Raw genomic sequence first — 26,188 nt, forward strand, 5'->3', positions numbered from 1 at the left:
TTTAACATTTAACACTTAACGATTAAAGAACCCTTTAACCTCTTAACCCCTTTAAACCTCTTAACCCTTTTCAACTCAATTAACCAATTAACCAGTTAACCCCTTTAAACCTCTTAACCCTCTTAACCTCTTTAACCCTCTTAACCCCATTAAACCTACGTTAACCGTTAACCGTTCACCGTTAATCGTATACCGCTCATAAATTTCACACTTACCCCACGTTTAACGTTTTAACATTTAACGATTTAAACAACCTAATTAACCAATTAACTAGTTAACCCCTTTTAAACCTCTTAACCCTCTTAACCTCTTAACCCCTTTAACCCTCTTAACCCTTTTCAACTCAATTAACCAAGTGTCCACCGTGCCAGTGCGCCGTGGCATAGCGGAGTTAATACGCTCTAAATATCCTCTCAAAAAACCTCTGCGCCTCAGCGTCTCAGCATGACCATTTAAATCCGCGCAATCCGTTTAATCCGCGTGAGATAAATCTAAAATCTTCAATCTAAAATCTAAAATCCCTCTCTAATATTTGCAAAACTCACCCAACTCCCTAAATTTGTTCAACCGAGTAAAAAAATTACTCACCCCGCTAGGCACCCCCATTGTGACCGAAAGAGCGAAGCCGTGGAAAGAAGATATTAGACGTAAGACAAAAGACACAAGATTTAGGTTTCCCCCCGTCATTTCGACCCCTATGTCATTTCAATCCCTACGTCATTTCGACGGAACGGAGGCCTGCCCCGTAGAATTACGGGAAAATTTCATCTAGTCAAAAAATTTGACCCCCTAAGCAATTAACCAGTTAACCAATTAACCAGTTAACCCCTTTAAACCTCTTAACCCTCTTAACCTCTTTAAACCTCTTTAAACCTCTTAACCCCTTTAACCCTCTTAACCCCATTAAAACCACGTTAATCGTATACCGCTCATAAATTTCACACTTACCCCACGTTTAACGTTTTAACATTTAACACTTAACGATTAAAGAACCCTTTAACCTCTTAACCCTTTTCAACTCAGTTAACCAGTTAACCAATTAACCAGTTAACCAAATAACCCTATTAACCCCTTTAACCTTTATCCTTTAACCTCAGTTACTCAATTAACCAGTTAACCAATTAACCAATTAACCTCTTAACCCCTTTAACCCTATTAACCCTCTTAACCCCTTTCCCCTTTCACCTCATTTACCCACTAATCCGCCTTTAATCTAACAGATTTACCTACAAAACTCAATACAATGACTATACGTTATTTTTAAATGTAATCATTGACTAAATTTACAACATGAGCGATAAAGAAATAACAGTCGAAGACCTTAACAAACTCCAAAAAAAGGCAAGTGACAATGCTATCAAACTTAATAAAGCCATGGGAATGACTTATTTGGTAGTTAGAAATAACAAACTCATTCAAATAGAGCCGGATGGGAAAGAAACAATTATCGGCAAACCCGAATTTGGCACTAAAAGAATTGAAAAAAAGCAAATAACGCTAAAGCCAAGTGCCTAGGAAATTCAGAATGTTTGCAGGTCCTAATGGATCAGGTAAATCAACCCTAATCCAAGAGGTTAAAAAGAATTATAAAGTAGGAATTTTTATAAATGCTGATGAAATTGAAGCACAACTTAACCAACATAAATTCTTAAATACTAGTGCTTACAGCAATAAAATTATCCAACAAAAAGAGTGGGAGTCATTTATAAATACAATAAAAATGACTGACCCTAGAGTAGGGGAGCAATTACCAATTATTAATTTCACTGATGAATTTCTTATATGTAAAAATGGGTTAAATAGCTACCATGCAGCTCTAATTGCGGAATTTTTTAGAATTAAACTACTTGAAGACGACAAAACATTTTCATTCGAAACTGTAATGTCGCATCCATCTAAGATTGATTTCCTTAAAAAGGCTAAGTCAGCAGGTTTTACGACCTATTTGTACTTCATATGTACGCAAGATTATAAAATTAATATTCAAAGAATTATCAACAGAGTTGAAAATGGGGGGCATCACGTAGATGAACAAAAGACAATTCAACGATACTATAGATCCCTGGAATTACTATACGATGCTTTTATTATCGCTGATAGAGCTTTCGTAATAGATAGTTCTAATAGAAACCGAGATGTTATTGTAGAGAAAAATAAAAACAAGATTACTATCCATAATCAAAACGCACCCACATGGGTAGCAAAATATTTGTTGGATAAATTTAACATTTAAAAAAAAATGACTACTAAAAACTCAATTCCTCAATAAACACTTAACCTTTAACGGTTAACAGCCTTAACCTCTTAACCCCTTTAACCCTATTAATCCATTATCGATAATATGGAATGTTCTATCTGTAAAAATGGTGAAACTGCTTCAGGTTTCGTAACTGTCACGCTAGAGCGTGGTGGAACAATCGTTTTAATTAAAAATGTTCCAGCTGATGTTTGTCAAAATTGCAATCATTATTATCTAGATGCCCAAACCACAAAAATGATTTTAGATAAAGGCCAGGAAGCTTATGACAAAGGAGCTGAATTAGAAGTTGTAAAATTGAATGTAGCCTAGAGAAAACCTGATCCTTAAGTTTACCTCCCATCAACTTGCCTCGTAGAATTGCGGGAAAATCTCGTACTTTCATCACTACCTACACCCGAAATATAAGGACCCTATTTATAATAAACCGAGATATCTCACTCTGTTCGATATGACGTCCCTAAGATACCATTTCAACCACTAACCCAACCTTTAACCTTTCTTACCCGCCGTGATTTCCTCCTGCAAGGGAGACCGGGATGCTCAGTTACTCAATTAACCAATTAACCAAATAACCCTCTTAACCCCTTTAAACCTCTTAACCCTTTTCAACTCAATTAACCAATTAACCTCTTAAACCCTTTAACCCTCTTAACCCTTTTCAACTCAATTAACCAATTAACCTCTTAACCCCTTTAAACCTCTTAACCCTTTTCAACTCAATTAACCAAATTATCCCTTTTCTCTTAGTTATTCCCCATTCCTTGCTAGACTCCCTCGTAACTTCCAAAACCCGCATCAAACTCCTCCTCAAATTCTTCTCACATAAGAATTCAGGATACCTAAGGGCACTCGCAAAAGAATTCAACGAATCGACCAACTCAGTTCGTGTCGAACTCAATAGACTCACTGATGCAGGACTGCTGACAACTGAAGAGGAGGGAAGGCTCAAAGTCTATAAAGCCAACGAACAACACCCCTTCTTCTCGGAAATATCAAATATGGTGGCGAAGTTTCTTGGACTCGACGAACTCATGGAAAAGATCGTCCGACGTATGGGACCCGTACAAAAAGCATACATCATCGGCGACTATGCCATGGGTATCGACTCCGGAGAAATAGAAATTCTACTTATCGGACAAGATCTCGACCTTGATTACCTCGATTTCCTCAGAGACAAAACCTACGAGAAACTCCAACGCAAAGTCAAAGTCACCATCCAAGAATCCGACCCCGGTGAAGGAGTGGGCATCATGATCTTCGGAGGGTAATCACTTGAACTGTACCAAGTACGATGTGCAAAGTACAAAGATAGACTCATCCTGTCATTTCAACCCCCTTGTCATTTCGAATGTAGAGAGGCCTGTCCCGCAGAATTGCGGGAAAATCACTTACTAGCATTCCAACAAATACCTGAATCCCAATTTTGTATAGTCCAGTAAACAATTTTATAATTTTTTTGCACACCCCACTAAACAAAATCTATTGAATCAAATATTTATGGATACAACCCTAAAAAGGTATTCTGTATTCAAAGTTTTTGAGGTAATAAGCTTAATGAAATTTATCAATCATTTTCAAGTAAGTTAAAGCTTAACGATTTTAACAAATAACATTTCAATCAGCATCTCATTGATAATCGATACCAGTCGAACTCTCCCTAATCCATACCATGAAAGTCGCCATTAGCCAGTCTAATTACATTCCTTGGAAAGGGTATTTTGATTTGATAAATTCAGTCGATCATTTTATTTTTTATGACGATATACAATACACCAAAAGAGATTGGAGAAATCGCAACATCATCAATACTTCAAATGGTAGCCAATGGTTGACAATTCCTGTTTCAGTAAAAGGAAAGTATGAGCAGAAAATTTCTGAGACTACTACTGTTGATAATTTATGGAAACAAAAACATTTAAGTACTTTGCTCCATGCATATAAAAAAGCACCTTTTTTTGGAGAAATCTATCAGCTATTAAGACCACTTTACGAGGATCAAGAAACTAATTTATCAAAAATCAATCAACGTTTGATTCTTTCAATATGTGCCTATTTAGGTATAAATACAAAGCTTTCTTCCTCCTCTGAATATGTCTTTCAAGGAAATAAAACTGAGAAATTAATAAATATTATCAAACAGGTAGGTGGAAAAACCTATCTAACTGGACCTGCTGCAAGAAGCTATATTGATGAAAGCCTGTTTCAAGCTGAAAATATAACCCTAAGATATTTTGAATATGGGCCTTATCCTATTTATGATCAATTGAATGATGAATTCAATCATCAGGTGTCTATTGTAGATTTGTTATTTTTCAAAGGTCCTAATAGTGGGGCTTATATCTTTAAAAAATGAAAAGGATAGCAATTATTGGAAGCGGAAGTTTAGGCATTCAATTTCAACATTGGATTGAAAATTACTCCAATGATGAATTTGTTGGCTATTTTGATGATTTCTCAAAACATGAAAAAGTTCTTGGGAAAATCGATGAACTCTTTTCTCAACAAGATGCATTTGATGAATTGCTGATTGCTATAGGGTACAATCATTTAGCATTTAAGCACCAATTGGCTCAAAAAATCAAGGCCTTTGAAATTCCTTTTTACACATTCATTCATCCCACTGCTTATGTAGATTGCACAGCTACCATAGGTATGGGGTCTGTAGTCTACCCAAACGCGACGATTGACCAAAGAGTCACAATTGGTGAACACACTGTTCTAAACAATGGTGTAATCATTTCTCATGATTCCTCTATAGGTGATTGCAGTTTTTTAGCGCCCGGAGTTCAAGTATCAGGTAATGTTAGCATTGGCCATTGTTCATTTATCGGAACAGGTACCATTTTGAAAAATAACCTTGAGATAGTACCTCATACGATCATTGGAGCTGGATCCTTAGTTTTACAGACTATTGCAAGACCAGGAACTTATTTTGGACATCCTATAAAATGACCATGACCTATTCGATTGTAATTCCTGTTTTTAGAGCGACAGCTAGTTTAGAGGTCATTTACCTGAAATCCAAGGAACTGCTTGGTAAACAGTTTTCTAAGCTTATTTTAGTTTTTGACCAAGGGAAAGTCGATTCCTGGAATAAAATAGAAGAACTGGCAAACCGCTACCCTGATATAATAGGGATTCAATTAAACAGGAATTTCGGTCAGCATAATGCAACTATTTGTGGATTTCAATATGTAGATTCAGAATACCTGATCACCATGGATGAAGACTTGGAACATCATCCAACAGATATATTAAAGTTAATTATAAAACAAAAAGAAGAAAACGCAGATATCGTTTATGCCCATCTTTTAAATCGCTCTCACAATTCTTTTAGAAACATTACATCAAAAATCCTAAATACCCTTCTAAAATTGGGCATGCCAGAATTACATCCACACTACAGTGGATTCCGGTTGATTCGGACGGATGTTGCCAAAGGCGTTCTAGAAATGAGAAGTTCTTACACCTTTTTGGATGGATATCTCACTTGGGTGACGACCAATGTAGTAAGTGTTGATGTGGAGCATGGAAGAAGTCAGTCTGGAAGAAGTTCTTATAAACTCAAAGATCTGATCAGGCATTTTATCAATATTTTTGTAACCTTCTCTAGCTTGCCAATTCGACTACTGACCTCGCTTAGTTTCTTGCTATTTGCTTTGAGCTCTACATATGCTGTTGTAATTATCTTCAACACCCTGATGTATGATACCTATGCAGCAGGATTCCCAACTTTGATTACCATGCTAGGATTCGGTTTTGGGGCTATTTTGCTAGGTCTTGGGATCATTGGAGAATACATTCAAAGGATTAATTTGAAGACAACTCACCGCCCTGTCTTTATTGTCAAAAACACACTGAATAGCCCAAAGCGCTAATGGATTCCAGAATCAAATTCCCATTTAATAAGCCCTATATGACGGGAAACGAACTGAAATACATTCAGCAAGCTGTCACATTAGGGAAAATTTCTGGGAATGGAGAGTTTACAAGCCGTTGTCAAACCTTCTTCGAAAATCGGTACAGCTTCCACAAATGCCTCCTCACCACCTCCTGCACGGATGCACTAGAGATGTCGGCGATCTTGCTCAACATCCAACCGGGTGATGAGGTCATCATGCCCAGCTTTACCTTCGTCTCCACGGCCAACGCCTTCGTCCTTCGTGGCGCTAAGATTAAGTTTGTGGACAGCAAAGCCGAGCATCCTAACATGGATGAAATGCAAATCGAAGCACTGATCACTCCCAAAACCAAAGCGATTGTGGTAGTGCACTATGCAGGAAAACCCTGTGAGATGGATACGATCATGGACATCGCTGAGCGACATGGACTCTTTGTCGTGGAGGATGCCGCACAGGCCATAGACAGCTACTACCATGGCAAACCACTAGGAAGCATCGGCCACCTGGCAGCCTTCAGCTTCCACGAAACCAAAAACATCCAGTGCGGAGAAGGAGGGATGCTCGTCATCAACGATCCCCAATTCGCCAAGCGGGCAGAGATCATCTGGGAAAAAGGAACCGACAGAGCCGCCTTCTTCAGAGGGGAGGTCAACAAATACGGATGGGTGGATATGGGCAGCAGCTTCCTACCCTCAGAACTCCAAGCGGCTTTCTTATGGGCGCAACTCGAAAACCTCCAAGATATCCAAGCCAAACGCCAAGCCATCTGGCAGGATTATCAAGGTTTCTTTTCAGAGGATGCGCAGCAGCCAACAATCCTAAGCGACAAGTACCTGAAAAAATTCACCAAAGGGATAGAAGAAGCCCAACTCACTGAAAAATACAAGGTCTGCACAGAAGACAGCTCACCCAATGCACACCTCTTCTATCTAATCTTCGAGCAACTGTCCCAGAGAACAGCTTTTATCAACCAAATGAAAGAGCAAAATACACTCTGTGTTTTCCACTATCAGTCTCTACATCAAAGCGACTTTATCAAAGCCTACCAAGGAGAAAATCAAACAACACTCCCAAATGCAGATCGGTATTCGGATTGCCTAGTGAGGTTGCCTTTGTTTTATGAGTTAGGGTAAATTACTCCCTTCGGTCGAGTTGGAAGTAGCTTGTCCGCTACGCCTCGGCGCACAGGCGTGGCGGATTGGAAGGGTTTCAGTAATTAGTAGGTAGACTGGTCTATTTACTAATAACGAGGACATTTCAAACATTCCCAACATTTGGAACATTATCAACATTTCAAACATTACCAACATTTCAAAGATTGACAACCACGACAACCTGAAAGCCTCAACATCCCTAAACAACAAGAGCAACTTTACAATAATTTCAAGTGTCCTAAATAGCGCCTAATATTCAAAATCTTAGCTTAATTAATAAAAATCTCTAGTTCGTAAATGTCTAGCCTTTTATCAAATCAAAAAAAATGATCTCAATTATTGTTTGTTCAATTAATTCTAACTTATTCAATAAACTTTCAAATTCTATTGAAAGTACAGTTGGATTGGAATATGAAATAATTAAGATTGATAATAGTTTAGAAAAGCTTTCAATTGCACAGGCTTACAACAAAGGAGCAAGTCGAGCTAAATTTGAAATTTTGGTTTTTGTTCACGAGGATATAGTTTTTCATACTGTTGATTGGGGAAATATATTGATAAGCCACTTTAAAAATCTAAATAATCCAGGCGTTTTAGGGGTTGCAGGAAATTCTTATCTCCCTATTTCCCCTTCTGATTGGTGGGGATCTTCGAGTGAGAATAGACATTATAATTATATTAAGGGAGATAAATTTAACTCTTCAAATTCAGGAACTTTAATTAAAACTAATGATTCTTCTCCAATTGAAGTTTATTGTTTAGATGGTATATTTTTAGCCTTAAAAAAAAGTGTTTTCATGAAACATAGATTTAATGAAAATTTATCAGGTTTTCACGGGTATGATACTTCGCTTACGCTAAGAGTTGCTAAGAATTCCAAAAATTATTTTATTCCTGATATATTAATGGAGCATTTTTCCGAAGGACATGTCAATAAAGTATATTGGGTAAACACCATTTTAGCTTGTTCTGAGGCGAAAAATAGAAATCACAATATTAAACTAAAAGTGGAATTTCTTGTTTTTAAAAGATTTGTTAGTAAATCTATTCAATTTAGAGTAAGTCCAATTGTTTTTCTTAAATCAATTAATTCCATTATTTTTCAATTATTTGTTAGATTCATAAAACAACCATTATAGATGAATTTACTTAAAAAAATTAGAGTAAAGCTTTACTACTTAAGACTTGATTTATTTAGAAAGAATCTTCTAAAAAAACTTATAAATTATTCATCAACTTCATTAGGTTCTAAATATAAATCTGAGATCAATTTTTTGAAAGAACATGGACTTACAGTTTTTCCATATTCTTTTATTAAAAACTATTCTAAATCTGAAATCAAAATTAATAAAATAGATAATTTGATGTGTGTAGAGTATTTTGGTAAAAATCTTTTTTTTCCTAAAAATTTCAGTCACAATCAAATTATTGATTATGCCTATGGTCTTTTTTTAGAACAAGATGAACTTTCACCACATTCGTACAACTCTCCAATTTTCCGAATAGACAATGATGATATCCTATTAGATATAGGTTGTGCTGAGGCAAATTACTCGTTGTCAATGATTGAACAGGTCAAAAAAGTTTATTTGTTTGAACCAAATGAAATTTGGATTCAGCCACTCCAACATACATTTTCCAATTGGAAAAATAAAGTTGAGATTTTTAATCAAAGGTATGGAGATAGAAATGAATTAAATCATCCAGATCTTTCGCGGGAGTTTTTAAATCAGAATATCCTTATCAAAATAGATGTTGATGGAAATGAAAGAGAGGTTTTAGAATTAATAGAACCTTTATTTTCAATAGCTAAAAGTGTTAAAATTGCTATTTGTACTTACCATCAAAATAATGATGCTGATGATTTTGACAACTTTTTTAAAACAAATGGATTTCAAACTAGATTTGGACGTGGTTATATGCTGTTTTATTATGATCGTCAAATTCAAAAGCCTTATTTAAGACCAGGTGTTTTATTTGCCTATAGAAACATGAATGTATGAAATTTGAAAAATATCCAATTTTACTAACTGCTGCTATAAACCCTGCAGATCACGAATTTGTAGGTAGAAAAGGAAGTCAAATTAGAGAGTTAGATTATTTTAAATCGCTAATTTTTTATTTAGAAAACGATCATATTGTAATATTTATCGATAATTCAAATTTTGAATCGAAGATGATTCTTGACAAATTTAAAGGCTATAAAAATTTCGAGTATTTATTTTTTAGTAGTCAACACAGCCATTTAGGAAAAGGGCACGGAGAAAAGGAAATAATTGATTTTGCTTTACAACATAGTGAAATGCTTAAAACGTCTACTTTCTTCATAAAAATAACAGGAAGATTAATAATTAAGAATCTACAATTGATAATCAATAACATAGAATTTAACAAATCAATTGTTCACGGTAATTTCACTAGAAATTTTTCTTGGGCAGATACTAGATTAATGATTTTAAATAAGGAATTTTATGAAGAATATTTTTCTCCAATTTGTGACAAATATTTGAATGAAAAAGAAGGGGTGTTATTTGAACATGTTTTTGCAAAAAGTTTACACGCTTTTTTGAGCAATGATGGGAAATTCGAATTTTTACCTATCTATCCTGATTACAGTGGATATAATGGATCTAATAATTCGAAATATGACCAGAGTTTCTTTAAAAAGCTCAAATATTTTATTTTTTTTAAAATAAAAAGATATGTTAATAAACAAACAATTTAATACGCTTTTTAAAATTAGAATAAAGCTAAATACATTAAATAAATGTTGAATTACTGTCTTGCGTATTTTTCAAATTTCCTAGAAATTATCATTATTTTCTTATAACACTCCCCATTTGTTGGACCAAAAGTATCAGTTGCTAAGTTAATTTATTTATTTGTTAATACTTCTTTAGTTGTCCTATTTCCCAAGGGTACCCTTGGGAAATAGGACAACTAACTTTTACTTTATGCTGCTTTTCGGGTTGGCCCATAATATCTTTCCCCAGGCTTCTCCCTAGTGGTATGATGAACCTTTTGGTTGTAATATTCAATATACCATTTGACACCTTTGAGCAGGTCATAACCGTCCTCGCTTGGGTTCAGATAGATGTAATCATACTTGATCGACTTCCAGAACCTTTCAATATATACATTGTCCAAAGCCCTTCCCTTTCCGTCCATTGATACTTTGATATCCAGCCCTTCAAGGTAATTGATCCATAAGGCTGATGTGTACTGGCTTCCCTGATCGGAATTGACTATCTCTGGCTTACCATTTTCTCTGATGGCCTCTTCGATTACCTGCTTACACCATTTGGCGTCCTGACTGTTGGATATACCCCATGACAGTATCCTTCTGCTGTAAACATCCATGACTGCGGTCAGGAACATAAACCCCTTCTGCATCGGAATGTAGGTGATATCGGTTACCCACACTTGGTTGGGCCTTTCAATCTTTAAGTTCCTGAGAAGATAAGGCCTGATATATTCACGCAAACCGGATTTGGTAAGGTTCTTCCTCCTGTAAAGGGTTTCCCTGCCCATCAGCCTGAAAAGCCTCCTGATGCGCTTTGGGCCGACAACGAAGCCCAGTCCTGTCAACAGATAGACCATCGACACAACGCCTTCAGTAGGGTGATCGGTAAGATGCCTGTCCATGATTCCCATCAGTTTCAGATTGATCTCGTTTTCCCCTTTTGGTTTGTAATATAGACTGCTTCGGGGAACCTCCAATACTTCACACTGTTTCCTTATAGAAAGCCCCTTATAATCGGAACAAACCAATGTCGCCCGGTCTTTCATATCCCCAGTTTCTTGCAGCTTTTTTTTAAAAAGTCATTCTCTACTTTTAGCTCTCCGATCTGGGCATAGAGCTGCTCAAGGGCAGGGCCTTCTTCCTTTTTCTTTGAATGATCCTTTTCAAATACAGCTGACATATTATCCAAAAACTCACCCTTCCACTTGGAGATAATCACAGGGCTAACATCGAACTTCTTGGACAATTCAGCCAATGTAAACTGATTCTTGATTGCTTCAAGGGCCACTTTTGCCTTGAACTCAGGAGAAAACTTTCGTCTTGTTTGCTTGTTCATAAGGTTAAATTTAAACGGTTTTTTTAACTTAACCTCTGGTCTCAATTTTGGGGAGTATTATATCTTTCTTTTTAACATATGTGTTGTGTTTATATCTTCATTTTCTATAAAACAGCATTGTTTAATTATAATTCCAATTACGTTTTTTTTAGGAATAGTTACCTTTTACGCTGTAATTAAAACATCTATGAATTCTTTTTTAATTCTTTATTGTGTAATTTTTTAATTTATATCTATAATAATTTTAATAAACTTATATTAGTTAAACCCAGCATTGCTAATTTATTTATTGCCAATTATTTTTGGTTGGTTTATTTATTGATTTTCTATGTATTGCAAGGATTCAATTTCAATATAGAAAGTGAAGACTATATCATCTATTCAAGAATTGCTCATTACAATGATGTTTTTGGTGCTGAAAACACAAAAACATTTTATAATCTTTTGTCACCTGATGTAAGCAATGATATTTATCATTATACAGAATTATGGGCTATGGCTCTATTTAGATGGATAAATGGACAAAGTTTATTAATGAATTACTTTTTTTTAGTCTGTCCTTTGATGACTTACATTATATACCTTGGATTTCTTGAGTTGAGAATCACATCTCAAAAACGATATGCTTTATTTGCTACCATATTTGTCCTTTTTATAATATTTCCTTATGATTTGATTCCTAAATTTACCAATGCAAGTCTTCCCATAGTTGGTGTAGGGATGACCATATTTTCTCTGAAAAATTTAATGATTATTCCGATTATCCTTCTGATTTTTCAATCCTTTGAAAGGAAGCAAATTGATTATTTTTCAATTAGCTTATCTACATTTTTATATCCTAATGTGATGCCTGTTGTCCTCGGTTCTTTAATCGTGTATATTTTACTGATAGAATATGACAAGCTAAGGAAATTATTTTGGCCTTTAGTTTTTGCGATCTATTTTGTCTCTTATACGCTAATTATAGGAAGTGATGGTTTAGGATTCTCTCTAGATGGATTTTCAGATTGGAGATTTCTCTTAAAAACAATATTTATTGGTCTAGCACTTCCAATACTTTTTACAATCTATTCAGTTTTTCAGTTGCTTGAAAAGGATATAATTAAAAAGGAATTGCTTTACTTCTTTGTAACTGTTTTGATCATTGCATGCTGCCTTTGGTTATTATTTGCGGATAACATAGATGCCAATCAATTTTTTAGAAATGTTTTCCATTCAATTTTTGTCTTGATAATCGGATTACATCTCATCTTGATGATCAAGGAAAGGCAATTCAAAAGATTAATATTTGTTAGTTCATTGTATTTAATTCCATCGACAATAATTTTTGCTAAAACAGATTTTATAAATAATAGCGATAATTTAGAAATCGAAACTCTAAATCTAATTCCAAGAAATGCTAAAGTGTTGGTATTGCCAGATTGGATACAAAACCCATCCATTTATCAATATAACGAACCGATGTACAATCCATTGAACACCATTTTTTTAGAAAGGGAAGATTTGAATTTGATAAATATAACGTCAGCATTGCCCGCCTCTTCAAGAATTAATTCATTTCAATCTGAACATATGTTGAAAATATACAGGCAAAATTCACCTTATTTTCAAATGTGTGGTGAAATTGATTTAAAATCAGATTGTTTAATAAAGTTTATGAAAGTAAATAAAATAAAATATCTCGTTTCAAGTAGTACTATTTTTCCAGATTTGGAAAGCATATCAAATTTCAAGACTTATAATCTTTATAAAATTGAATTGTAAATTTTGCAGTAAAATTTATTATGTATATCCGCAAGATTATTTGTGATAAAATCAGATACTGGTGCTATTGCGGATGATCATATCATTTATAAAATAAAAATAATCGTAGTCACCAGAGGCCTAGGTTTTCTTAGGTTACATCTTTGGAAGTGATAGATTAAAGAAGAAAAACTCACCAACAGCAAAAGCAAACTCATCTTCAAACCACTCCCTCAAGATAGCTCAAAACAAAGAATGTCAGATATAACCATTGCCCAAGGAAAATTAAACTGCTCACCAACCACCTCGAACAAGGCCTCCTCAAAACCATCGAATATTTTAAAAGTATAAATTCATCCGCGAAATCCGCGTAATCTGCGAGAGATCATGTCTCAATCAATCATCAAAGTCCAAAACATCTCCAAACGCTACCGCCTTGGCTTAAAAGAAAAACAAGCTGATACGCTTATTGGACAATTGACCAACATCATCAAGTCTCCCTATGAGAATTACAAGCGCTTACGTCAACTCAGTAAGTTTGGGGAAGAAGCGGACGAATCAGTTTTCTGGGCACTCAAGGACATCAACTTCGAAGTGCAGCAAGGCGAAGTATTAGGCATCATAGGAAAAAACGGTGCAGGGAAATCTACCTTACTCAAAATTCTCTCCCAAATCACCGAACCTACCTCAGGAAAAATAGAAATTCATGGTAGAGTAGCTTCACTACTGGAAGTAGGTACAGGCTTCCACCCCGAACTCTCAGGTCGAGAAAACATCTACATGAATGGCACCATCTTAGGTATGACAAGAAGAGAGATTGATAAGAAGCTAGATGAAATCATTGATTTCTCAGGAGTAGAGAAGTTTATCGATACTCCTGTCAAGTTTTATTCCTCAGGGATGAAAGTTCGCCTTGGGTTTTCAGTAGCGGCACACTTAGACCCTGAGATTTTGATCATTGATGAGGTGCTTGCAGTAGGGGACTATGAATTCCAGCAGAAGTGTCTAGGAAAAATGGAGGATGTGAGTAAGAATCAAGGAAGGACGGTGTTGTTTGTGAGTCATAATATGGGTGCAGTACAAAAGTTATGTAGTAAAGCAATATTACTTGACAATGGATCGATTTCAATAAATGGAAATACAAAAAGAGTCATTGATAAATATTTTAATTTAAATGAAATCATAAGTAGTTACGAGAACTTTAATGATGAAAATAAAACGGAATATTGGATAAGTTCTATTTATCTGAATGATGATAACGGTTATTCCAAAAATATATTTAACCATAATGAACCAATATTCATTAATATCAATATTGAATTTAAATATATACCAAATAAAATATTTTTGTTGGTTACAATACTAGATCTGAAGAGCAATAAAATATTTTCTGCTGAACATATAATTGGAGATAAAAAACTCAATTTAAGAATTAACAAAAATTTTTTAACTAGAGGAGACTATTTAATACAAACTATAATATATAAACCAGGAGTAACCCAATTTGAATTAATTGAAAAAGCTTTAAGTTTTTCAGTTGTAGATGCTGGTTCAGAATTTAGTCACTTAGAAACATTTGATTACGGGTACGTATTTGGAAATTATAATTGGTTAAAACATGATTAAAAAATTTATTAATCTTTTTATTAAAAGGAAAAAATCAGATAAGCATAAAATTTATACTAATGAGTTTTCAGAGTTTAAACAATATGAAATTGGAAGTTATACATATGGTCATCCTTTAGTCTTAGATTGGAATGAAGGTACTACTCTTAAGATAGGAAAGTTTTGTTCAATAGCTGATGATGTAAAAATTTTTCTAGGAGGGAATCACAGAATAGATTGGGTTTCTACCTACCCATTTAACATTTTAAATAGTGATTTCCCTTCTGCAAAAAAAAATATCGGACACCCAGCCACCAAAGGTGATGTGGTTATTGGGAATGATGTTTGGATTGGTAGAGGTGTGACAATACTTTCAGGATGCAAAATAGGAGACGGAGCCGTAATTGCTGCTGAATCAGTGATTACTAAAAGTATTAATCCATATGAAATTCATGCTGGCAATCCTTCAAAATTGATTAGAAAAAGATTTAGTGATGATGAAATTGAATTTTTATTAAAATTTCAGTGGTGGAATTTACCAATTACAGAAATTAATAACATCGTTTTTTTACTTCAAAGTGGAAATATTTTAAAATTAATAAATAGGTATAAAATTTCGTAAAATGAATAATAAAAATAATCATGAACTATTTGAATTTTTAAAATATCATAAAAGAATCACTGGGCCAGATAGTTGGGTAGACCATATACCTTTCGTTAAATATTTAATCAATATCAAAAAATCAAATTTAATTGTTGAACTGGGTACTCATACAGGAAATTCATTTTGTGGGATATTAGAAGCTATTAAAGAATTTCAACCCTCTTCAAAAGCTTATGCAATTGATACTTGGGAAGGTGATGATCATGCGGGATTTTATGAAGATTCTGTTTTTACTAATTTAAATAAATATATTGAAGATAACTATTCTCAAAATGGATTTTTAATTAGAAAAAGATTTGATGAAGCACTTAATATGTTTTCGGATAATTCCATCGATATTTTACATATTGACGGTCTACATACCTATGAAGCAGTTAAAAATGATTTTGTTACATGGCGGTCAAAAGTCAAATCAGATGGAGTGATTTTATTTCATGATACATGCGTTTTAAAAGATGGATTTGGCGTTCATATTTTTTGGGAGGAAATAAAGGATGATTTTATTAATTATAATTTTCTTTTTGGAAATGGATTAGGTGTTATTTCTCTAGATTTAAATAATACATCGGAGGTTAATATTCTTTTAAGAAATTTAAATGAAAATATTATGTACCAAGGTTTTTTTAGTGAATTAGCAAATAATAGGCAGTTAAAGAATCTATTAAAAAAGTCTAATTATAAGTTAGAAAATGTAAGAAAATCAAGATTTATAAAAATTTGGAATTTTTTGCGGAAAAGTTTTGGGATTAAAACTATAGAACTCTAATGTGCTTAGTGTCTGTTATAATAACAAGTTTTAATCAGGTGCAATTCTTAAATGAAAGAGTCAAATCTGTTATTAATCAGACGTTTAAGGACTTTGAGGTTATAATAATTGATGATTCATCAACAGATGGAAGTCAAGAATTTTTAAAATCTTTAAAGATAAAATACCCAGAAACTAAAATTATTCTTAAAAATCAAAATTCAAAATCCCCTTTTGGGCGATGGGAAGAAGCTTTTGGTTTAGCTCAGGGAGAATTGATATGGATTGCAGAAGGAGACGATTTAGTAGACAAAAGATTCTTATCTAGATTAGTTTCTTCTTTTGAAAATAAAAGTATTGTTGTTGCTCACAGTAGAAGTTTTGAGTTTAGAGATTCATTAGATTCAAAAAAATTAAATGATTGGTGGTTAAGTTTTGATCCATTTATTTGGTCCAAAGACTTTGTCATGAACGGTAGGGAACTATTGATAAATTATGGAAGATTTAAATGTCCCATTATCAATGTTAGTTCTGCAGTTTTTAGAAAAAGTATATTAAGTGGAATTATTATCCCAAAATCTTATAGATATACAGGTGATTGGTTTTTTTGGGGGCAAATACTATTGAAGGGTAAAGTGGCATTTGTTTCAGAGCCTCTAAATTATATTAGATTACATAATAATTCAGCAACGAACTCAATTCAAGTAAATAAGTGGATAAAATTAATAGAGAACACACAAGTTGCAAGAAAGTTGCATCAATTTTTAGGTATAGATTTTAAGTACAACTATAATTTTAAATGGCTTTTATTGATGTGGAAAAAGCAAACACGGAAAGAACTATTTAGAGGTATTTATTACTCATTGAAATATTTACCTTTTTCTTTTTTGGTAAAATATTTTTCAAAACAACCCAAATGATCCCCAAAATTATCCACTACTGCTGGTTCGGTGATGGTAAATTGACAGCATTAGAAAAGAAATGCCTTGCATCGTGGAAAATGCATTGTCCTGATTATCAAATCAAGCTATGGAACGAGGATAATTTTAATATCAATTATTGTGAGTTTACCAAGGAAGCATATAGGTTAGGAAAGTATGCTTTCGTCTCCGATGTGGCTAGACTTTATGCCTTGCAGCAGGAGGGGGGAATATATTTGGATACAGATATGTTGTTTGTAAAATCATTTTCAGATTTAATAAATCAAGAATTTTTTCTTGGCGATCACATACAAGGAAAAATTGGATTGGGGATTATTGGTTCAATTAAGAATCACAACATAATCGACAAAGTTTTATCATACTACATAAACCAAGAATTTAATCTACTTACACCAACTTTAATCCCTGATTTATTTGACCAATTACTGCAAGAAGAAAGAAAATCAATTAGAGTGTACGAACCAGATTACTTTTATGCATTACCATTTGATCAAAAAGAAAAGGATTATCAAGGATTTTTGACGAATAATTCATACGCTGTTCATCTTTGGAATCACAGCTGGAAAAATGAATTGAGCCTTCTCAATGAGTTTAAGTTTTTCGCTGCCTTAAAATTCTATATTAACAATAGCATCAAATACTCAGAAGAATACAAAAATTCAAATCAGCACAAGCTATTTTTTTTCAAGTTTTGGCTAAAGTTGAAGGTGTATTGTTACAACCTAATATTTAAAAAAAAGGACTGATGAGTAAGTGGTTTTATTATTTTAGAAATGCACCTTTTTTATATTTTTTCAGCTTATTATGGATTACTATTCTGTTGAAAATCAATGTTAAAGTCTCAAGGCCAGCTAAAATAACTTTAGAACTTTTAGAATATTTATTCAAGAACAAAGAAAAGTTTCATATTCAAAATGATATTTTAACCATTGATGCTAAGATTAATGAACAAAAGGTACAATTCAATTTAAGATGGATGTCTACAGATATCTTGGTTTTTAAACAGATCATTCTAGACCGAGAATTAGATCCTATTGTTAAGCTTTTTACTGCTTCTGGAATTACTCCTAAGGTGATGATAGATGCGGGGGCGAATATTGGGCTTAGTAGCATGTTTACAAGGCTAAACTTTCCATCAGTTAAAATTTTATGCATTGAGCCCAATAAGGAAAATATTGCAATGATTCATAAAAATTTGGGATACGCAAATTATCAAATCCTGCAAAAAGCACTTTGGTTTCAAAAAGGCTATCTTGAAGAGCAGGAGGGTGATGGTGCTTGGGGAATTCACATGGTGGAGATTGAAGAAGAATCAAATGGAGCTGTTGAAAGCACATCGCTTACTGATGTCATGCAACAATTTAAACTTGAGACCATAGACTATCTTAAAATAGATATTGAAGGTGCAGAAGAGCAAATTTTTTATCAAGATCCCCAAATCAGTCAAGCTTTGGATAAAGTGACTTGCATCTCGATCGAACCTCATTCTGTAGAATTTGAAAAATTCATCATTCAATATCTCCGAGATGCTGGTTTTCAAGTCAGTCAATCAGGAGAATTGGTTATAGGTTTTAAGCGCTAAGATGACTTTTCTAAGCACAATCTGTCCCTGCTATAACCTAGCTCACTACTTAGAAGCAGCTATCAAGTCGGTGCAAGCTCAGACTTTTCAAGATTGGGAATTAATTATTATAGATGATGGAAGTGAAGATCATACCTTTGAAATTGCTCAGAACTACGCTAAAACAGATGCTAGAATAAAGCTTATCCATCAAGAAAACAAAGGCCTATCTGCTGCTAGAAATGCAGGGATTAGGCAAGCTACCGGTGAATTTCTACATTTTTTAGATGCCGATGATTTGATTTTTCCAACAGCTTATCAAGTAATCTATCAAAAATCACAAAAAGAACTGAATACAGTACTTTGGATTAGTTCTTATTCTTATTTTGATCAAGATGATTTTCATACACATACTTTCTCAGAAAAGCATTTGCACGCTATTGATTTCATACAAACTAATCAAGCTCCTCCTGTAGCCCATTTTTTAAAAAGAGAAATGATTCAGCATATTGGTGGATTTGACGAGCAACTCAAAAGCTGCGAAGATTGGGACTTATGGCTTCGTGTTGCCAAATCAGATGCCCAAATTAAAACGATTCCTAATCTTCTTGCTAGATACAGATATGTAAGCGGAAGTATGAGTAGAAATGCGAAAATCATGTATTTTTCTTTGAGCACAGTAACACAAAGAGCTGTTAGAACCGATGACAGAATTCATTCAGAATCTAATGTGAATCATGATTTGAGTTGGGATGTTTCTCCAATGATTAAAAGCTATTTTATAAAATGCCTTGGGATCCTTCTACACCAAGGAAAAGTTGAAGAGGCTACCAATTGGTATCAAAAAGAAAAAGCAAAGTGGGAATGGGATTTTGAAACCAAAGATTTTGATGGACTGAATTCTCAATTGACTTTCAGATATTTTCTTGATAAAAAACAAATCAACCATTTATTAAAAGAGACGCTTCCGAACTTTGAGTTATTTTTTATTAAGATAGGATTTTCAGAACAGGAAATAAAAAGAGCCATTAAATTGGTATTTGAGCCTCAATTGAAAAAGCACAATCATTTGAAATATGGGAGGTTATTAGGAGCCTTAATAAATAGAGTCAAATACTGATGGAGAATTCTGTTTTATTTGTATCCTTTTCAGGACCTTACCCACCCCATGATGGAAAAAAGCAACGCACTCTAGCCTTATTGAAAGCCCTAGAAAAGCAATATCAAGTGGATTATTTGATTATTGATCAAGAAACAGATTATCAGCTTGCCATAAATCACAATGAAAATAAAAATATCAGGTTTCTAAAAATTAATTCAAGCCGATCTAATTGGCAAAGAATCTTTAAAAAGGTGGGATTGCTCTTTTTTAAAGATAGAACCATTACAAACTACATTCATCAGCTAAACAAAGAGAAGAAGTATCAATTCGTTTTTTCTAGATATATCCAACCTGTTATCCTTGTTCCTAAAGGAATCAAAATTATTGCTGATATAGATGATGACTTTATAGAACTATATAGATCAAGAATTCAGCAAGCAAAATCTTTGTATAAGAAGATCAGACTTAATCAAATTTTATTCATAAATCTTCGGAAATACAAGAAGCTAAAAAGTAGAGTAGATCTATCTATTTTAGTAAAACAAGAGAAAGGATTTCAAAACCCTCTAATTCTTCCCAACTTACCTTTCCAACTCTTATTCCAAGATGAAATAGATTTCATTGCTTGTACGCAGCCAAGTTTGCTTTTTGTAGGCAAACTTACCTACGAACCAAATATAAACGGGATAAAATGGTTTATTGAAAATGTTTATCCTAAGCTTCTTGAAAAAATTCCAGACTTACCGCTAACCATAGTTTCCACTTTTGATGTAATTGATCAAGAATTAGATCGCTTACTCAAAATATATCCTGCCATTACCAAAAAAATCAACCTTGAAGATATTCAAATTGCCTATCATTCAAATGCAATGGTGATTGCGCCCATTTTCCAAGGAGCAGGAACAAATCTAAAAGTAACAGAAGCATTATTGATGGGCAGACCAGTAGTGACCACAAGTTTTGGAGCGAAAGGATTTGAAGAAAATGATGATTTCTTGAATATATGTGAAGATATTAATTCGTTTTTTGAGCAAACAAAAAGTATACTTGAACGCACCAATTTGGGGGAAATTCAAGAAACTATATTCGAAAAGTCAAATAGTAAATTTGCATTGAAGGATTGGAATAAAGATTTGACAACAGGAATAAAAAAAATAATCTAGTGTGAAGATTTCCATTATAATCCCCACTTTGGATAGGCCTATTCAATCCAAAGTATTGATTTCAAACATCTCTTTACTTTTAAATAGGAATGTAGAATTAATTGTAATTGATGATTCTAAAAACCCAATGGAACTTGCCAATTTGTCTAAAGACATTAAATACCTGCATAGAGGTGAAAAGTTAGGAGTTTGTTCAGCAAGAAATTATGGGGCTTCATTTGCAAAAGGTCAATACTTATTGTTTTTAGATGATGATGATAAGGTGTCAGAGGAATGGTTAAAAGACTTTTTGGCCGCAAGTAAATCAGAAGCAGACATGGTGTTTTGTGATATGATTACAACAAAATATGGTAATGGTGAAAAAACACTTGAAAAGGTAGAAATTCAAGGCTCTAAATTAATTAAACAAATTTTTATTCCAGGAGCTTGGATGATTCGAAATGATTTTTTTCAAAAAATTGGAGGCTATGACGAAAGATTGAAATACGCTGAGAACACAGAATTATTCATGCGAGCCTATCAAGCTAAACCAAAATTTCATAGAATTCCAAAAGCTAACTTTTTCTATTTTCCATCTATAGATGGAGGTAGTAAAAACTTAAGAAATATGATTGATAGCCTTCAACTTATCTTAAATAAACATGAAGACTATTTATCAAATCATGTCAAGTTTCTTTATAATCAAATTATTGGGGTCAATTATATGCGTTTCAGACAATATGAAAAAGCAAGAATATGTCTTGCAAATGCATTGAAATATAAACCATATAAAATGAGTACTTGGATAAGGTTAATAATTGCATGGTTTCCTTTCTTGGCAAAAAGGATTTATACAGAAACTGTTAACCCAGTCAAATGAAATTTGCTGGCTTTATCATCACTTATAATCGTCCTGATCTTTTAAAGGATACCATTGAACAGGTTTTTGCTCAAACGCTGCCTCCTGAAAAACTATGGATTATAGATAACAGTGAAGGAAATGAAACGGAGGAGATGATTAAATTACTTTTAACATTTCCTCTTGAATATGTTAGAATGGGTTATAATGCTGGTCCTGCGGGAGCTGCAGCAAAAGGTTTAGAGATAGTAGGAAATGCAGGCTATGATTGGATCTATTGGGGTGATGACAATGATCCACCGTTTAGATTGGACTGTTTTGAAAGGTTATTAGATATAAGAGACAAAGTTTCCAATGCAGGGGTTTTGGGAACTGTGGGTCATTTTTTTGATATCGACAAGGGAATCGTGAGAAGAACATCTAACGAGCAATTACACCAAGATAAATTCTTAAAAGTAGATTTTGTTGCAGGTGGGATGTGTATGATCGTTAATGGAGATGTTGCGAGGAATGGAGTTTCACCTAATCCTAAATTGTTCTTTGGATTTGAAGAATTAGATTTTTGCCTGAAAGTAAAAAAGCAAGGTTTTGAAGTAGTGGTTGATTCTGGTTTGTTTTTGCAAGCTAGAGAGGCGTCAGATAGGATGGGTTTCATAAAGCCTAAATATATAAAGAAGGATAATTTAAGCCGAGAATATTATAGTTTAAGGAATTTATTGATGATTGCAGACTCCTTAGGATCAAGCATGATGAAATTGAGATTATTTGTAAGATGGAGTTTGAAAATGATCTATGGCTTTAAATTTGGTTTTTCCTATGGGAATCAGAATTTCAAAATGATAAAAATGGCATTTTGGCACTACCTAATTAAAAAGTCAGGAAAAACATACGGACTTTCATGAAAGAAAAAAAAGTCGTTTTTTTAATTGATTCACTTCAAACAGGAGGGACAGAAAAGAGTCTAGTTAAGCTAGCCAGATCCTTTAATAAGGTGAAACCTATTTTTATATCTTTATTTGAAAAGAATGATTTTCAGCAAGAGCTTATTAATAATGGAATTGAATTTCATTCATTAAATCTTGAAAAGACTTATTCTTTTCATAAACTCGTTAAGCCAGTGCGTTATTTACTAAGGGAGATCAATCCTGATATAATCCACTCTTCTTTATTTTATGCAGATATGGTGTCGAGGAGGTTAAATATGGAAATTCCAATCATAAATAGCCTTGTGAGTAATTCATACAGCCAAAGAAGGTTTACGAATTTAAAGCTTTCTTTGAAGCTTAAATTAAAAGCAATACAGTTTATGGATTTTTATTCTTCTCATAAAGTAGATCTATTCTTAGCAAATTCTGAAACAATCAAAGAACAATATACTAAAGCACTAAATATCAACGCCGACAAGATTAAAGTAATTTATAGAGGGAGAGAAATACCACAATTACCGTATAAAAAGAATGAGACTGAGGATAAAATCTTCCTTTTTGTCGGTAGGCTAATTGAATCTAAAGGGATTCAAGAATTGATTGAAGCCTTTTCTTTAATAAAAAGAGATAATTTCAATCTCCAAATAGTTGGAGAGGGACCATTCCGATCTGAACTTGATAAATTGATTTCCAAACTTAATTTAGAGGCTAATGTGCAACTAATGGGAAGTCAACAAAATGTGAATAAATTCTTTGAAAAAGCAGACTACTTCGTTTTTCCCTCTCACTACGAAGGTTTACCCGGCGCACTGATCGAAGCCATGATGGCCAAAGTCCCCATCATCGCCTCCGAAATCCCCGAAAACAAAGAATGCCTCAGCTCCGAAATGGCACTTTTCCACCAAGTCCGCAACCCCCAGCACCTCGCCACCCAGCTTCAAGCTGCCCTAACGACCCAAGATTGGTCCACAAGAACATCCCTTGCCCATGCCTTTGCCTGTGAACATTTTGATATCGAGAAAATTGCCCAGACCTACGAAGAAACCTATTCAGAGTTAATTAGGGAATTGAGTGAATAGTGGATTGAGTTATTGGTTGATTAGTGATGTCGCTTTCTCCGCTTCGCTGTTGTCATGGTTGTCCGTTCACTGCGTTCACTGTTGTCATGGTTCTCCGCTTCGCTGTTGTCGTAGTTCAGTATATCGTAAATTTCATTAACAACCCGACAACCCTTCCAACATTCCCAACATTCCCAACATTCCCAACATTCCAACCATTTCAACACCCCGACAACTCGACAACCACGACAACCCTGACAATCCAGACAACCAGACAACCCCGACAACCCTTCCAACATTTCAACCCCCTTCCAACATTACCAACAACCCTGACAACGCGACAACCCCGACAACAATGACAACCAGACAACCCTTCTAACATTTCAAACATTCCCAACATTTCACCAACCCATCTAACATTACTAACATTTCAACACCACCTCTAACTCTTAAACAAAATTTGAACTTTTCAGAAATAATAATTGTAAAATGATTACTATCAACTAGTTTTGTAAAGCAGTGAAGAAATTAAATATTTAATCTGATGGCTCTAACAATTAAAAGTATTCCAGTGCTTAAAGATAAAGAAGCAAAGGAATTTATTAAATCGGCAGATAAGTCTGCACTCAAAGTGAAAAAAGTAGATTTCAGAAGAGAGTTAAAGAAAGCAAATGAGATTCTTAAAAAGGCTAAAATGACTTAAAATGAACTTTTTACTCGATAATTGTACTTTTTCTGTATTGACAAAAGAAATAATTCAATCAACTTTTGAATTTGATTGTGGGCATAAAGATTTAAATGAATTTTTTTTAAATGATACATTAGATTACTCTAAACAGTTGTTGGGAAAATCTTATTGTTTCAAGTATGATGAAAATCCTAAAATAATAATTTGCGCATTTACACTTTCAAATGATAGCATTAAAGCTAACTTTTTACCTAATAGTAGAAAAAAGAAAGTGAATGATTTGATTCCAAGAGTTAAGCAATATAGAAGTTACCCTGCCGTATTGATCGGAAGACTCGGAGTCAATAAAGATTTTAAAGGTAGAGGTATTGGAAAAGAACTAATGGATTTTATTAAATCTTGGTTTATCGATTCGAATAATAAAACGGGTTGTCGCTTTTTAGTTGTGGATGCTTATAACGAGCCAGGCCCGATAAAATATTATCAAAATAATGGATTTAAATTTTTATTTGGTGACGAAGATCAAGAAAGATTGTACACAGGACTTAACAACGACAGAGATGTAAATACAAGGCTAATGTATTTTGACTTATTAGAATTATCTACGATTTAATTAATTTCTAACTTTAATTCCAAAGGTATGTTCCCCCACAGACCTTCAAACCCTCATCCCAAGAAAAACGACAACCGAGACAACATTTCCAACATTTGACAACAACCCCGACAACCAGACTAGCCTTCAAACATTTCAACACCCCGACAACTCGACAACCACGACAACCCTTCCAACCTTTTAAACATTAAAAACATTTCAACTACCCTTCCAATCCGCCCCGGCGGACAAGCTATTCCCAACAACGACAACATTGCCTTCTAATCATCTTTGCATTATATTTGATCAAGATAAAAGGATATGAAAATCACAAAAAGAAATATTGATAAGATTAAGAAGCTTTTTGAAGGTTCACCCGTTGATCGTGCCTACATCTTTGGTTCATACGCAAGAGGTGAGGCTGGTAAGAATAGCGATATTGATATATTGGTTGAATTGAATTACAATCAACACATTGGCTTAAGAATTATAAAGCTAAAAAATGACTTAGAAGATATTTTTAATAAGCCCGTTGATTTACTTACTAGTAATGCGGTTTCCAAGCATATTCAGCCTTTTATCGAAGTGGATAAGCAATTAATTTATGAAAGGTAGTATAGGTGACCCACAAAGAATAGCCCATATATTAGAAGCAATTGAGGAGATAGAAGGCTATATTAAAGGTGTCAACTATGCTACATTTTTGGATAAATCTATCATCAGATTTGCAACAATAAAGCAACTTGAAATAATTGGTGAAGCTGCAAACCATATTTCAAAGGAATTACAATTGAGTACACCAGACATTAGTTGGAGAGAGATAATTAGTCTTAGAAATTTTTTGGTTCATGAATATTTTGGGGTAGATGAAATCATCATATGGCAAATCATCACCGTAGATATCCCGCATTTAAAAGAGAAGTTGAATAATATTACATTTTAAATGTAAATATTATATCACCAACGATAACCCTGACAACCCTTCCAATCCGCCCCGCTTGTGCGCCGAGGCGTAGCGGACAAGCTATTCCCAACATTTCAACATCCCACGACAACCAAGATCACCTCAGACAACCCTTTTAACATTTCTAACATCACCAACATTTGACAACGCGACAACCCCGACAACAATGACAACCAGACAACCCTTCAAACATTTTTAACATT

Annotated in this window: 29 protein-coding genes; 27 read left to right on the forward strand and 2 right to left on the reverse strand. The window is 34.0% G+C overall.

From position 1 onward, the window contains the following. The first annotated feature begins 1,290 nt into the window (after positions 1-1,290). From BELBA_RS12275 to BELBA_RS12325, 11 genes are all read left to right on the forward strand, one after another. Positions 1,291-1,515, forward strand: a complete 225-nt coding sequence (locus tag BELBA_RS12275; RefSeq protein WP_014773014.1) for a hypothetical protein — start codon at positions 1,291-1,293, stop codon at positions 1,513-1,515. Further along, positions 1,508-2,233 carry an ATPase gene (locus tag BELBA_RS12280; protein WP_014773015.1) on the forward strand — a complete coding sequence of 242 codons (726 nt, stop codon included), beginning with the start codon at positions 1,508-1,510 and terminating at the stop codon, positions 2,231-2,233. The genes BELBA_RS12275 and BELBA_RS12280 overlap by 8 nt, the downstream gene beginning before the upstream one ends. A gap of 108 nt (positions 2,234-2,341) precedes the next feature. After that, on the forward strand, positions 2,342-2,569 hold the full coding sequence (locus tag BELBA_RS12285) for a type II toxin-antitoxin system MqsA family antitoxin (RefSeq protein WP_014773016.1): 228 nt from the start codon (positions 2,342-2,344) through the stop codon (positions 2,567-2,569). Between the two features lie 452 nt (positions 2,570-3,021). Further along, positions 3,022-3,528, forward strand: a complete 507-nt coding sequence (locus BELBA_RS12290; RefSeq protein WP_014773017.1) for a winged helix-turn-helix domain-containing protein — start codon at positions 3,022-3,024, stop codon at positions 3,526-3,528. 401 nt (positions 3,529-3,929) lie between these two features. Continuing rightward, the gene (locus tag BELBA_RS12295) at positions 3,930-4,613 is read left to right on the forward strand and encodes a WbqC family protein (protein ID WP_014773018.1); all 684 of its coding nucleotides are present in this window, start codon (positions 3,930-3,932) and stop codon (positions 4,611-4,613) included. Beyond that, the gene (locus tag BELBA_RS19090) at positions 4,610-5,212 is read left to right on the forward strand and encodes an acetyltransferase (RefSeq protein ID WP_014773019.1); all 603 of its coding nucleotides are present in this window, start codon (positions 4,610-4,612) and stop codon (positions 5,210-5,212) included. Before BELBA_RS12295 ends, BELBA_RS19090 begins: the two co-directional genes overlap by 4 nt. Beyond that, the gene (locus BELBA_RS12305) at positions 5,209-6,138 is read left to right on the forward strand and encodes a glycosyltransferase (protein ID WP_041779351.1); all 930 of its coding nucleotides are present in this window, start codon (positions 5,209-5,211) and stop codon (positions 6,136-6,138) included. The genes BELBA_RS19090 and BELBA_RS12305 overlap by 4 nt, the downstream gene beginning before the upstream one ends. Beyond that, positions 6,138-7,295, forward strand: a complete 1,158-nt coding sequence (gene rffA / locus BELBA_RS12310) for a dTDP-4-amino-4,6-dideoxygalactose transaminase (RefSeq protein ID WP_041779352.1) — start codon at positions 6,138-6,140, stop codon at positions 7,293-7,295. Before BELBA_RS12305 ends, rffA begins: the two co-directional genes overlap by 1 nt. Positions 7,296-7,642: 347 nt before the next feature. Further along, positions 7,643-8,455 (forward strand): glycosyltransferase family protein, encoded by an 813-nt coding sequence (locus tag BELBA_RS12315; RefSeq protein ID WP_014773022.1) that lies wholly within the window; start codon positions 7,643-7,645, stop codon positions 8,453-8,455. Next, entirely contained in the window at positions 8,456-9,319 is an 864-nt protein-coding gene (locus tag BELBA_RS12320; RefSeq protein WP_014773023.1) for a class I SAM-dependent methyltransferase, read from the forward strand. Continuing rightward, entirely contained in the window at positions 9,316-10,041 is a 726-nt protein-coding gene (locus tag BELBA_RS12325) for a hypothetical protein (protein ID WP_014773024.1), read from the forward strand. The genes BELBA_RS12320 and BELBA_RS12325 overlap by 4 nt, the downstream gene beginning before the upstream one ends. Positions 10,042-10,268: 227 nt before the next feature. On the opposite strand, the gene BELBA_RS12330 is transcribed toward BELBA_RS12325, so the two are convergent. Continuing rightward, positions 10,269-11,105 carry an IS3 family transposase gene (locus BELBA_RS12330; RefSeq protein WP_014771031.1) on the reverse strand — a complete coding sequence of 279 codons (837 nt, stop codon included), beginning with the start codon at positions 11,103-11,105 and terminating at the stop codon, positions 10,269-10,271. Further along, the gene (locus tag BELBA_RS12335; RefSeq protein WP_014770860.1) at positions 11,102-11,395 is read right to left on the reverse strand and encodes a transposase; all 294 of its coding nucleotides are present in this window, start codon (positions 11,393-11,395) and stop codon (positions 11,102-11,104) included. Before BELBA_RS12335 ends, BELBA_RS12330 begins: the two co-directional genes overlap by 4 nt. Before the next feature lie 333 nt (positions 11,396-11,728). Here BELBA_RS12335 and BELBA_RS12340 point away from each other — a divergent pair, with 333 nt between their 5' ends. The 16 genes from BELBA_RS12340 to BELBA_RS12410 all read left to right on the forward strand — a co-directional run bounded on the left by BELBA_RS12340 (position 11,729) and on the right by BELBA_RS12410 (position 25,964). Continuing rightward, the gene (locus BELBA_RS12340) at positions 11,729-13,159 is read left to right on the forward strand and encodes a hypothetical protein (protein ID WP_211208389.1); all 1,431 of its coding nucleotides are present in this window, start codon (positions 11,729-11,731) and stop codon (positions 13,157-13,159) included. Positions 13,160-13,525: 366 nt separating this feature from the next. After that, entirely contained in the window at positions 13,526-14,764 is a 1,239-nt protein-coding gene (locus tag BELBA_RS20165) for an ABC transporter ATP-binding protein (protein WP_014773026.1), read from the forward strand. Beyond that, positions 14,757-15,365 (forward strand): CatB-related O-acetyltransferase, encoded by a 609-nt coding sequence (locus BELBA_RS12350; RefSeq protein WP_014773027.1) that lies wholly within the window; start codon positions 14,757-14,759, stop codon positions 15,363-15,365. Before BELBA_RS20165 ends, BELBA_RS12350 begins: the two co-directional genes overlap by 8 nt. Before the next feature lies 1 nt (position 15,366). Continuing rightward, a complete protein-coding gene (locus tag BELBA_RS12355) occupies positions 15,367-16,173 on the forward strand; it encodes a class I SAM-dependent methyltransferase (protein WP_014773028.1) in 807 nt (268 codons plus the stop codon). Then, positions 16,173-17,072: a glycosyltransferase family 2 protein gene (locus BELBA_RS12360; RefSeq protein WP_014773029.1), complete on the forward strand. Its 900-nt coding sequence runs from the start codon at positions 16,173-16,175 to the stop codon at positions 17,070-17,072. The genes BELBA_RS12355 and BELBA_RS12360 overlap by 1 nt, the downstream gene beginning before the upstream one ends. Then, the gene (locus tag BELBA_RS12365; RefSeq protein WP_014773030.1) at positions 17,069-17,839 is read left to right on the forward strand and encodes a glycosyltransferase; all 771 of its coding nucleotides are present in this window, start codon (positions 17,069-17,071) and stop codon (positions 17,837-17,839) included. Before BELBA_RS12360 ends, BELBA_RS12365 begins: the two co-directional genes overlap by 4 nt. Beyond that, positions 17,839-18,675, forward strand: coding sequence for an FkbM family methyltransferase (locus tag BELBA_RS12370; RefSeq protein WP_014773031.1), 837 nt, complete (start codon positions 17,839-17,841; stop codon positions 18,673-18,675). Before BELBA_RS12365 ends, BELBA_RS12370 begins: the two co-directional genes overlap by 1 nt. A gap of 1 nt (position 18,676) precedes the next feature. Further along, positions 18,677-19,774, forward strand: a complete 1,098-nt coding sequence (locus tag BELBA_RS12375; protein ID WP_014773032.1) for a glycosyltransferase family 2 protein — start codon at positions 18,677-18,679, stop codon at positions 19,772-19,774. Then, positions 19,774-20,919: a glycosyltransferase gene (locus BELBA_RS12380; protein ID WP_014773033.1), complete on the forward strand. Its 1,146-nt coding sequence runs from the start codon at positions 19,774-19,776 to the stop codon at positions 20,917-20,919. Before BELBA_RS12375 ends, BELBA_RS12380 begins: the two co-directional genes overlap by 1 nt. A 1-nt stretch (position 20,920) precedes the next feature. Then, on the forward strand, positions 20,921-21,778 hold the full coding sequence (locus BELBA_RS12385) for a glycosyltransferase family 2 protein (RefSeq protein ID WP_014773034.1): 858 nt from the start codon (positions 20,921-20,923) through the stop codon (positions 21,776-21,778). Further along, positions 21,775-22,659, forward strand: a complete 885-nt coding sequence (locus BELBA_RS12390; RefSeq protein WP_014773035.1) for a glycosyltransferase family 2 protein — start codon at positions 21,775-21,777, stop codon at positions 22,657-22,659. The genes BELBA_RS12385 and BELBA_RS12390 overlap by 4 nt, the downstream gene beginning before the upstream one ends. After that, positions 22,656-23,762, forward strand: a complete 1,107-nt coding sequence (locus BELBA_RS12395; RefSeq protein ID WP_014773036.1) for a glycosyltransferase — start codon at positions 22,656-22,658, stop codon at positions 23,760-23,762. The genes BELBA_RS12390 and BELBA_RS12395 overlap by 4 nt, the downstream gene beginning before the upstream one ends. A gap of 523 nt (positions 23,763-24,285) precedes the next feature. After that, entirely contained in the window at positions 24,286-24,444 is a 159-nt protein-coding gene (locus BELBA_RS19875) for a hypothetical protein (protein WP_014773037.1), read from the forward strand. Position 24,445: 1 nt separating this feature from the next. Continuing rightward, on the forward strand, positions 24,446-25,042 hold the full coding sequence (locus tag BELBA_RS12400; protein ID WP_014773038.1) for a GNAT family N-acetyltransferase: 597 nt from the start codon (positions 24,446-24,448) through the stop codon (positions 25,040-25,042). 300 nt (positions 25,043-25,342) lie between these two features. Continuing rightward, the gene (locus BELBA_RS12405; RefSeq protein ID WP_014773039.1) at positions 25,343-25,636 is read left to right on the forward strand and encodes a nucleotidyltransferase family protein; all 294 of its coding nucleotides are present in this window, start codon (positions 25,343-25,345) and stop codon (positions 25,634-25,636) included. Next, positions 25,626-25,964, forward strand: coding sequence for a HepT-like ribonuclease domain-containing protein (locus BELBA_RS12410; RefSeq protein WP_014773040.1), 339 nt, complete (start codon positions 25,626-25,628; stop codon positions 25,962-25,964). The genes BELBA_RS12405 and BELBA_RS12410 overlap by 11 nt, the downstream gene beginning before the upstream one ends. Positions 25,965-26,188 lie beyond the last annotated feature (224 nt).

The sequence above is a fragment of the Belliella baltica DSM 15883 genome, assembly GCF_000265405.1.
GTDB lineage: Bacteria > Bacteroidota > Bacteroidia > Cytophagales > Cyclobacteriaceae > Belliella > Belliella baltica.

Excerpts from the sequence above, each read along its gene's own strand:
- BELBA_RS20165 (WP_014773026.1), top strand. The coding sequence starts at position 13,526 with ATGTCTCAATCAATCATCAAAGTCCAAAACATCTCCAAACGCTACCGC.
- BELBA_RS12325 (WP_014773024.1), top strand. The coding sequence starts at position 9,316 with ATGAAATTTGAAAAATATCCAATTTTACTAACTGCTGCTATAAACCCT.
- BELBA_RS12335 (WP_014770860.1), bottom strand. The coding sequence starts at position 11,395 with ATGAACAAGCAAACAAGACGAAAGTTTTCTCCTGAGTTCAAGGCAAAA.
- BELBA_RS12370 (WP_014773031.1), top strand. The coding sequence starts at position 17,839 with ATGAGTAAGTGGTTTTATTATTTTAGAAATGCACCTTTTTTATATTTT.
- BELBA_RS12360 (WP_014773029.1), top strand. The coding sequence starts at position 16,173 with ATGTGCTTAGTGTCTGTTATAATAACAAGTTTTAATCAGGTGCAATTC.
- BELBA_RS12375 (WP_014773032.1), top strand. The coding sequence starts at position 18,677 with ATGACTTTTCTAAGCACAATCTGTCCCTGCTATAACCTAGCTCACTAC.
- BELBA_RS12355 (WP_014773028.1), top strand. The coding sequence starts at position 15,367 with ATGAATAATAAAAATAATCATGAACTATTTGAATTTTTAAAATATCAT.
- BELBA_RS12295 (WP_014773018.1), top strand. The coding sequence starts at position 3,930 with ATGAAAGTCGCCATTAGCCAGTCTAATTACATTCCTTGGAAAGGGTAT.
- BELBA_RS12395 (WP_014773036.1), top strand. The coding sequence starts at position 22,656 with ATGAAAGAAAAAAAAGTCGTTTTTTTAATTGATTCACTTCAAACAGGA.
- BELBA_RS19875 (WP_014773037.1), top strand. The coding sequence starts at position 24,286 with ATGGCTCTAACAATTAAAAGTATTCCAGTGCTTAAAGATAAAGAAGCA.
- BELBA_RS12390 (WP_014773035.1), top strand. The coding sequence starts at position 21,775 with ATGAAATTTGCTGGCTTTATCATCACTTATAATCGTCCTGATCTTTTA.
- BELBA_RS12350 (WP_014773027.1), top strand. The coding sequence starts at position 14,757 with ATGATTAAAAAATTTATTAATCTTTTTATTAAAAGGAAAAAATCAGAT.
- BELBA_RS12305 (WP_041779351.1), top strand. The coding sequence starts at position 5,209 with ATGACCATGACCTATTCGATTGTAATTCCTGTTTTTAGAGCGACAGCT.
- BELBA_RS12380 (WP_014773033.1), top strand. The coding sequence starts at position 19,774 with ATGGAGAATTCTGTTTTATTTGTATCCTTTTCAGGACCTTACCCACCC.
- BELBA_RS12275 (WP_014773014.1), top strand. The coding sequence starts at position 1,291 with ATGAGCGATAAAGAAATAACAGTCGAAGACCTTAACAAACTCCAAAAA.
- BELBA_RS12330 (WP_014771031.1), bottom strand. The coding sequence starts at position 11,105 with ATGAAAGACCGGGCGACATTGGTTTGTTCCGATTATAAGGGGCTTTCT.
- BELBA_RS12410 (WP_014773040.1), top strand. The coding sequence starts at position 25,626 with ATGAAAGGTAGTATAGGTGACCCACAAAGAATAGCCCATATATTAGAA.
- BELBA_RS12315 (WP_014773022.1), top strand. The coding sequence starts at position 7,643 with ATGATCTCAATTATTGTTTGTTCAATTAATTCTAACTTATTCAATAAA.
- BELBA_RS19090 (WP_014773019.1), top strand. The coding sequence starts at position 4,610 with ATGAAAAGGATAGCAATTATTGGAAGCGGAAGTTTAGGCATTCAATTT.
- BELBA_RS12285 (WP_014773016.1), top strand. The coding sequence starts at position 2,342 with ATGGAATGTTCTATCTGTAAAAATGGTGAAACTGCTTCAGGTTTCGTA.
- BELBA_RS12405 (WP_014773039.1), top strand. The coding sequence starts at position 25,343 with ATGAAAATCACAAAAAGAAATATTGATAAGATTAAGAAGCTTTTTGAA.
- BELBA_RS12400 (WP_014773038.1), top strand. The coding sequence starts at position 24,446 with ATGAACTTTTTACTCGATAATTGTACTTTTTCTGTATTGACAAAAGAA.
- BELBA_RS12320 (WP_014773023.1), top strand. The coding sequence starts at position 8,456 with ATGAATTTACTTAAAAAAATTAGAGTAAAGCTTTACTACTTAAGACTT.
- BELBA_RS12365 (WP_014773030.1), top strand. The coding sequence starts at position 17,069 with ATGATCCCCAAAATTATCCACTACTGCTGGTTCGGTGATGGTAAATTG.
- rffA (WP_041779352.1), top strand. The coding sequence starts at position 6,138 with ATGGATTCCAGAATCAAATTCCCATTTAATAAGCCCTATATGACGGGA.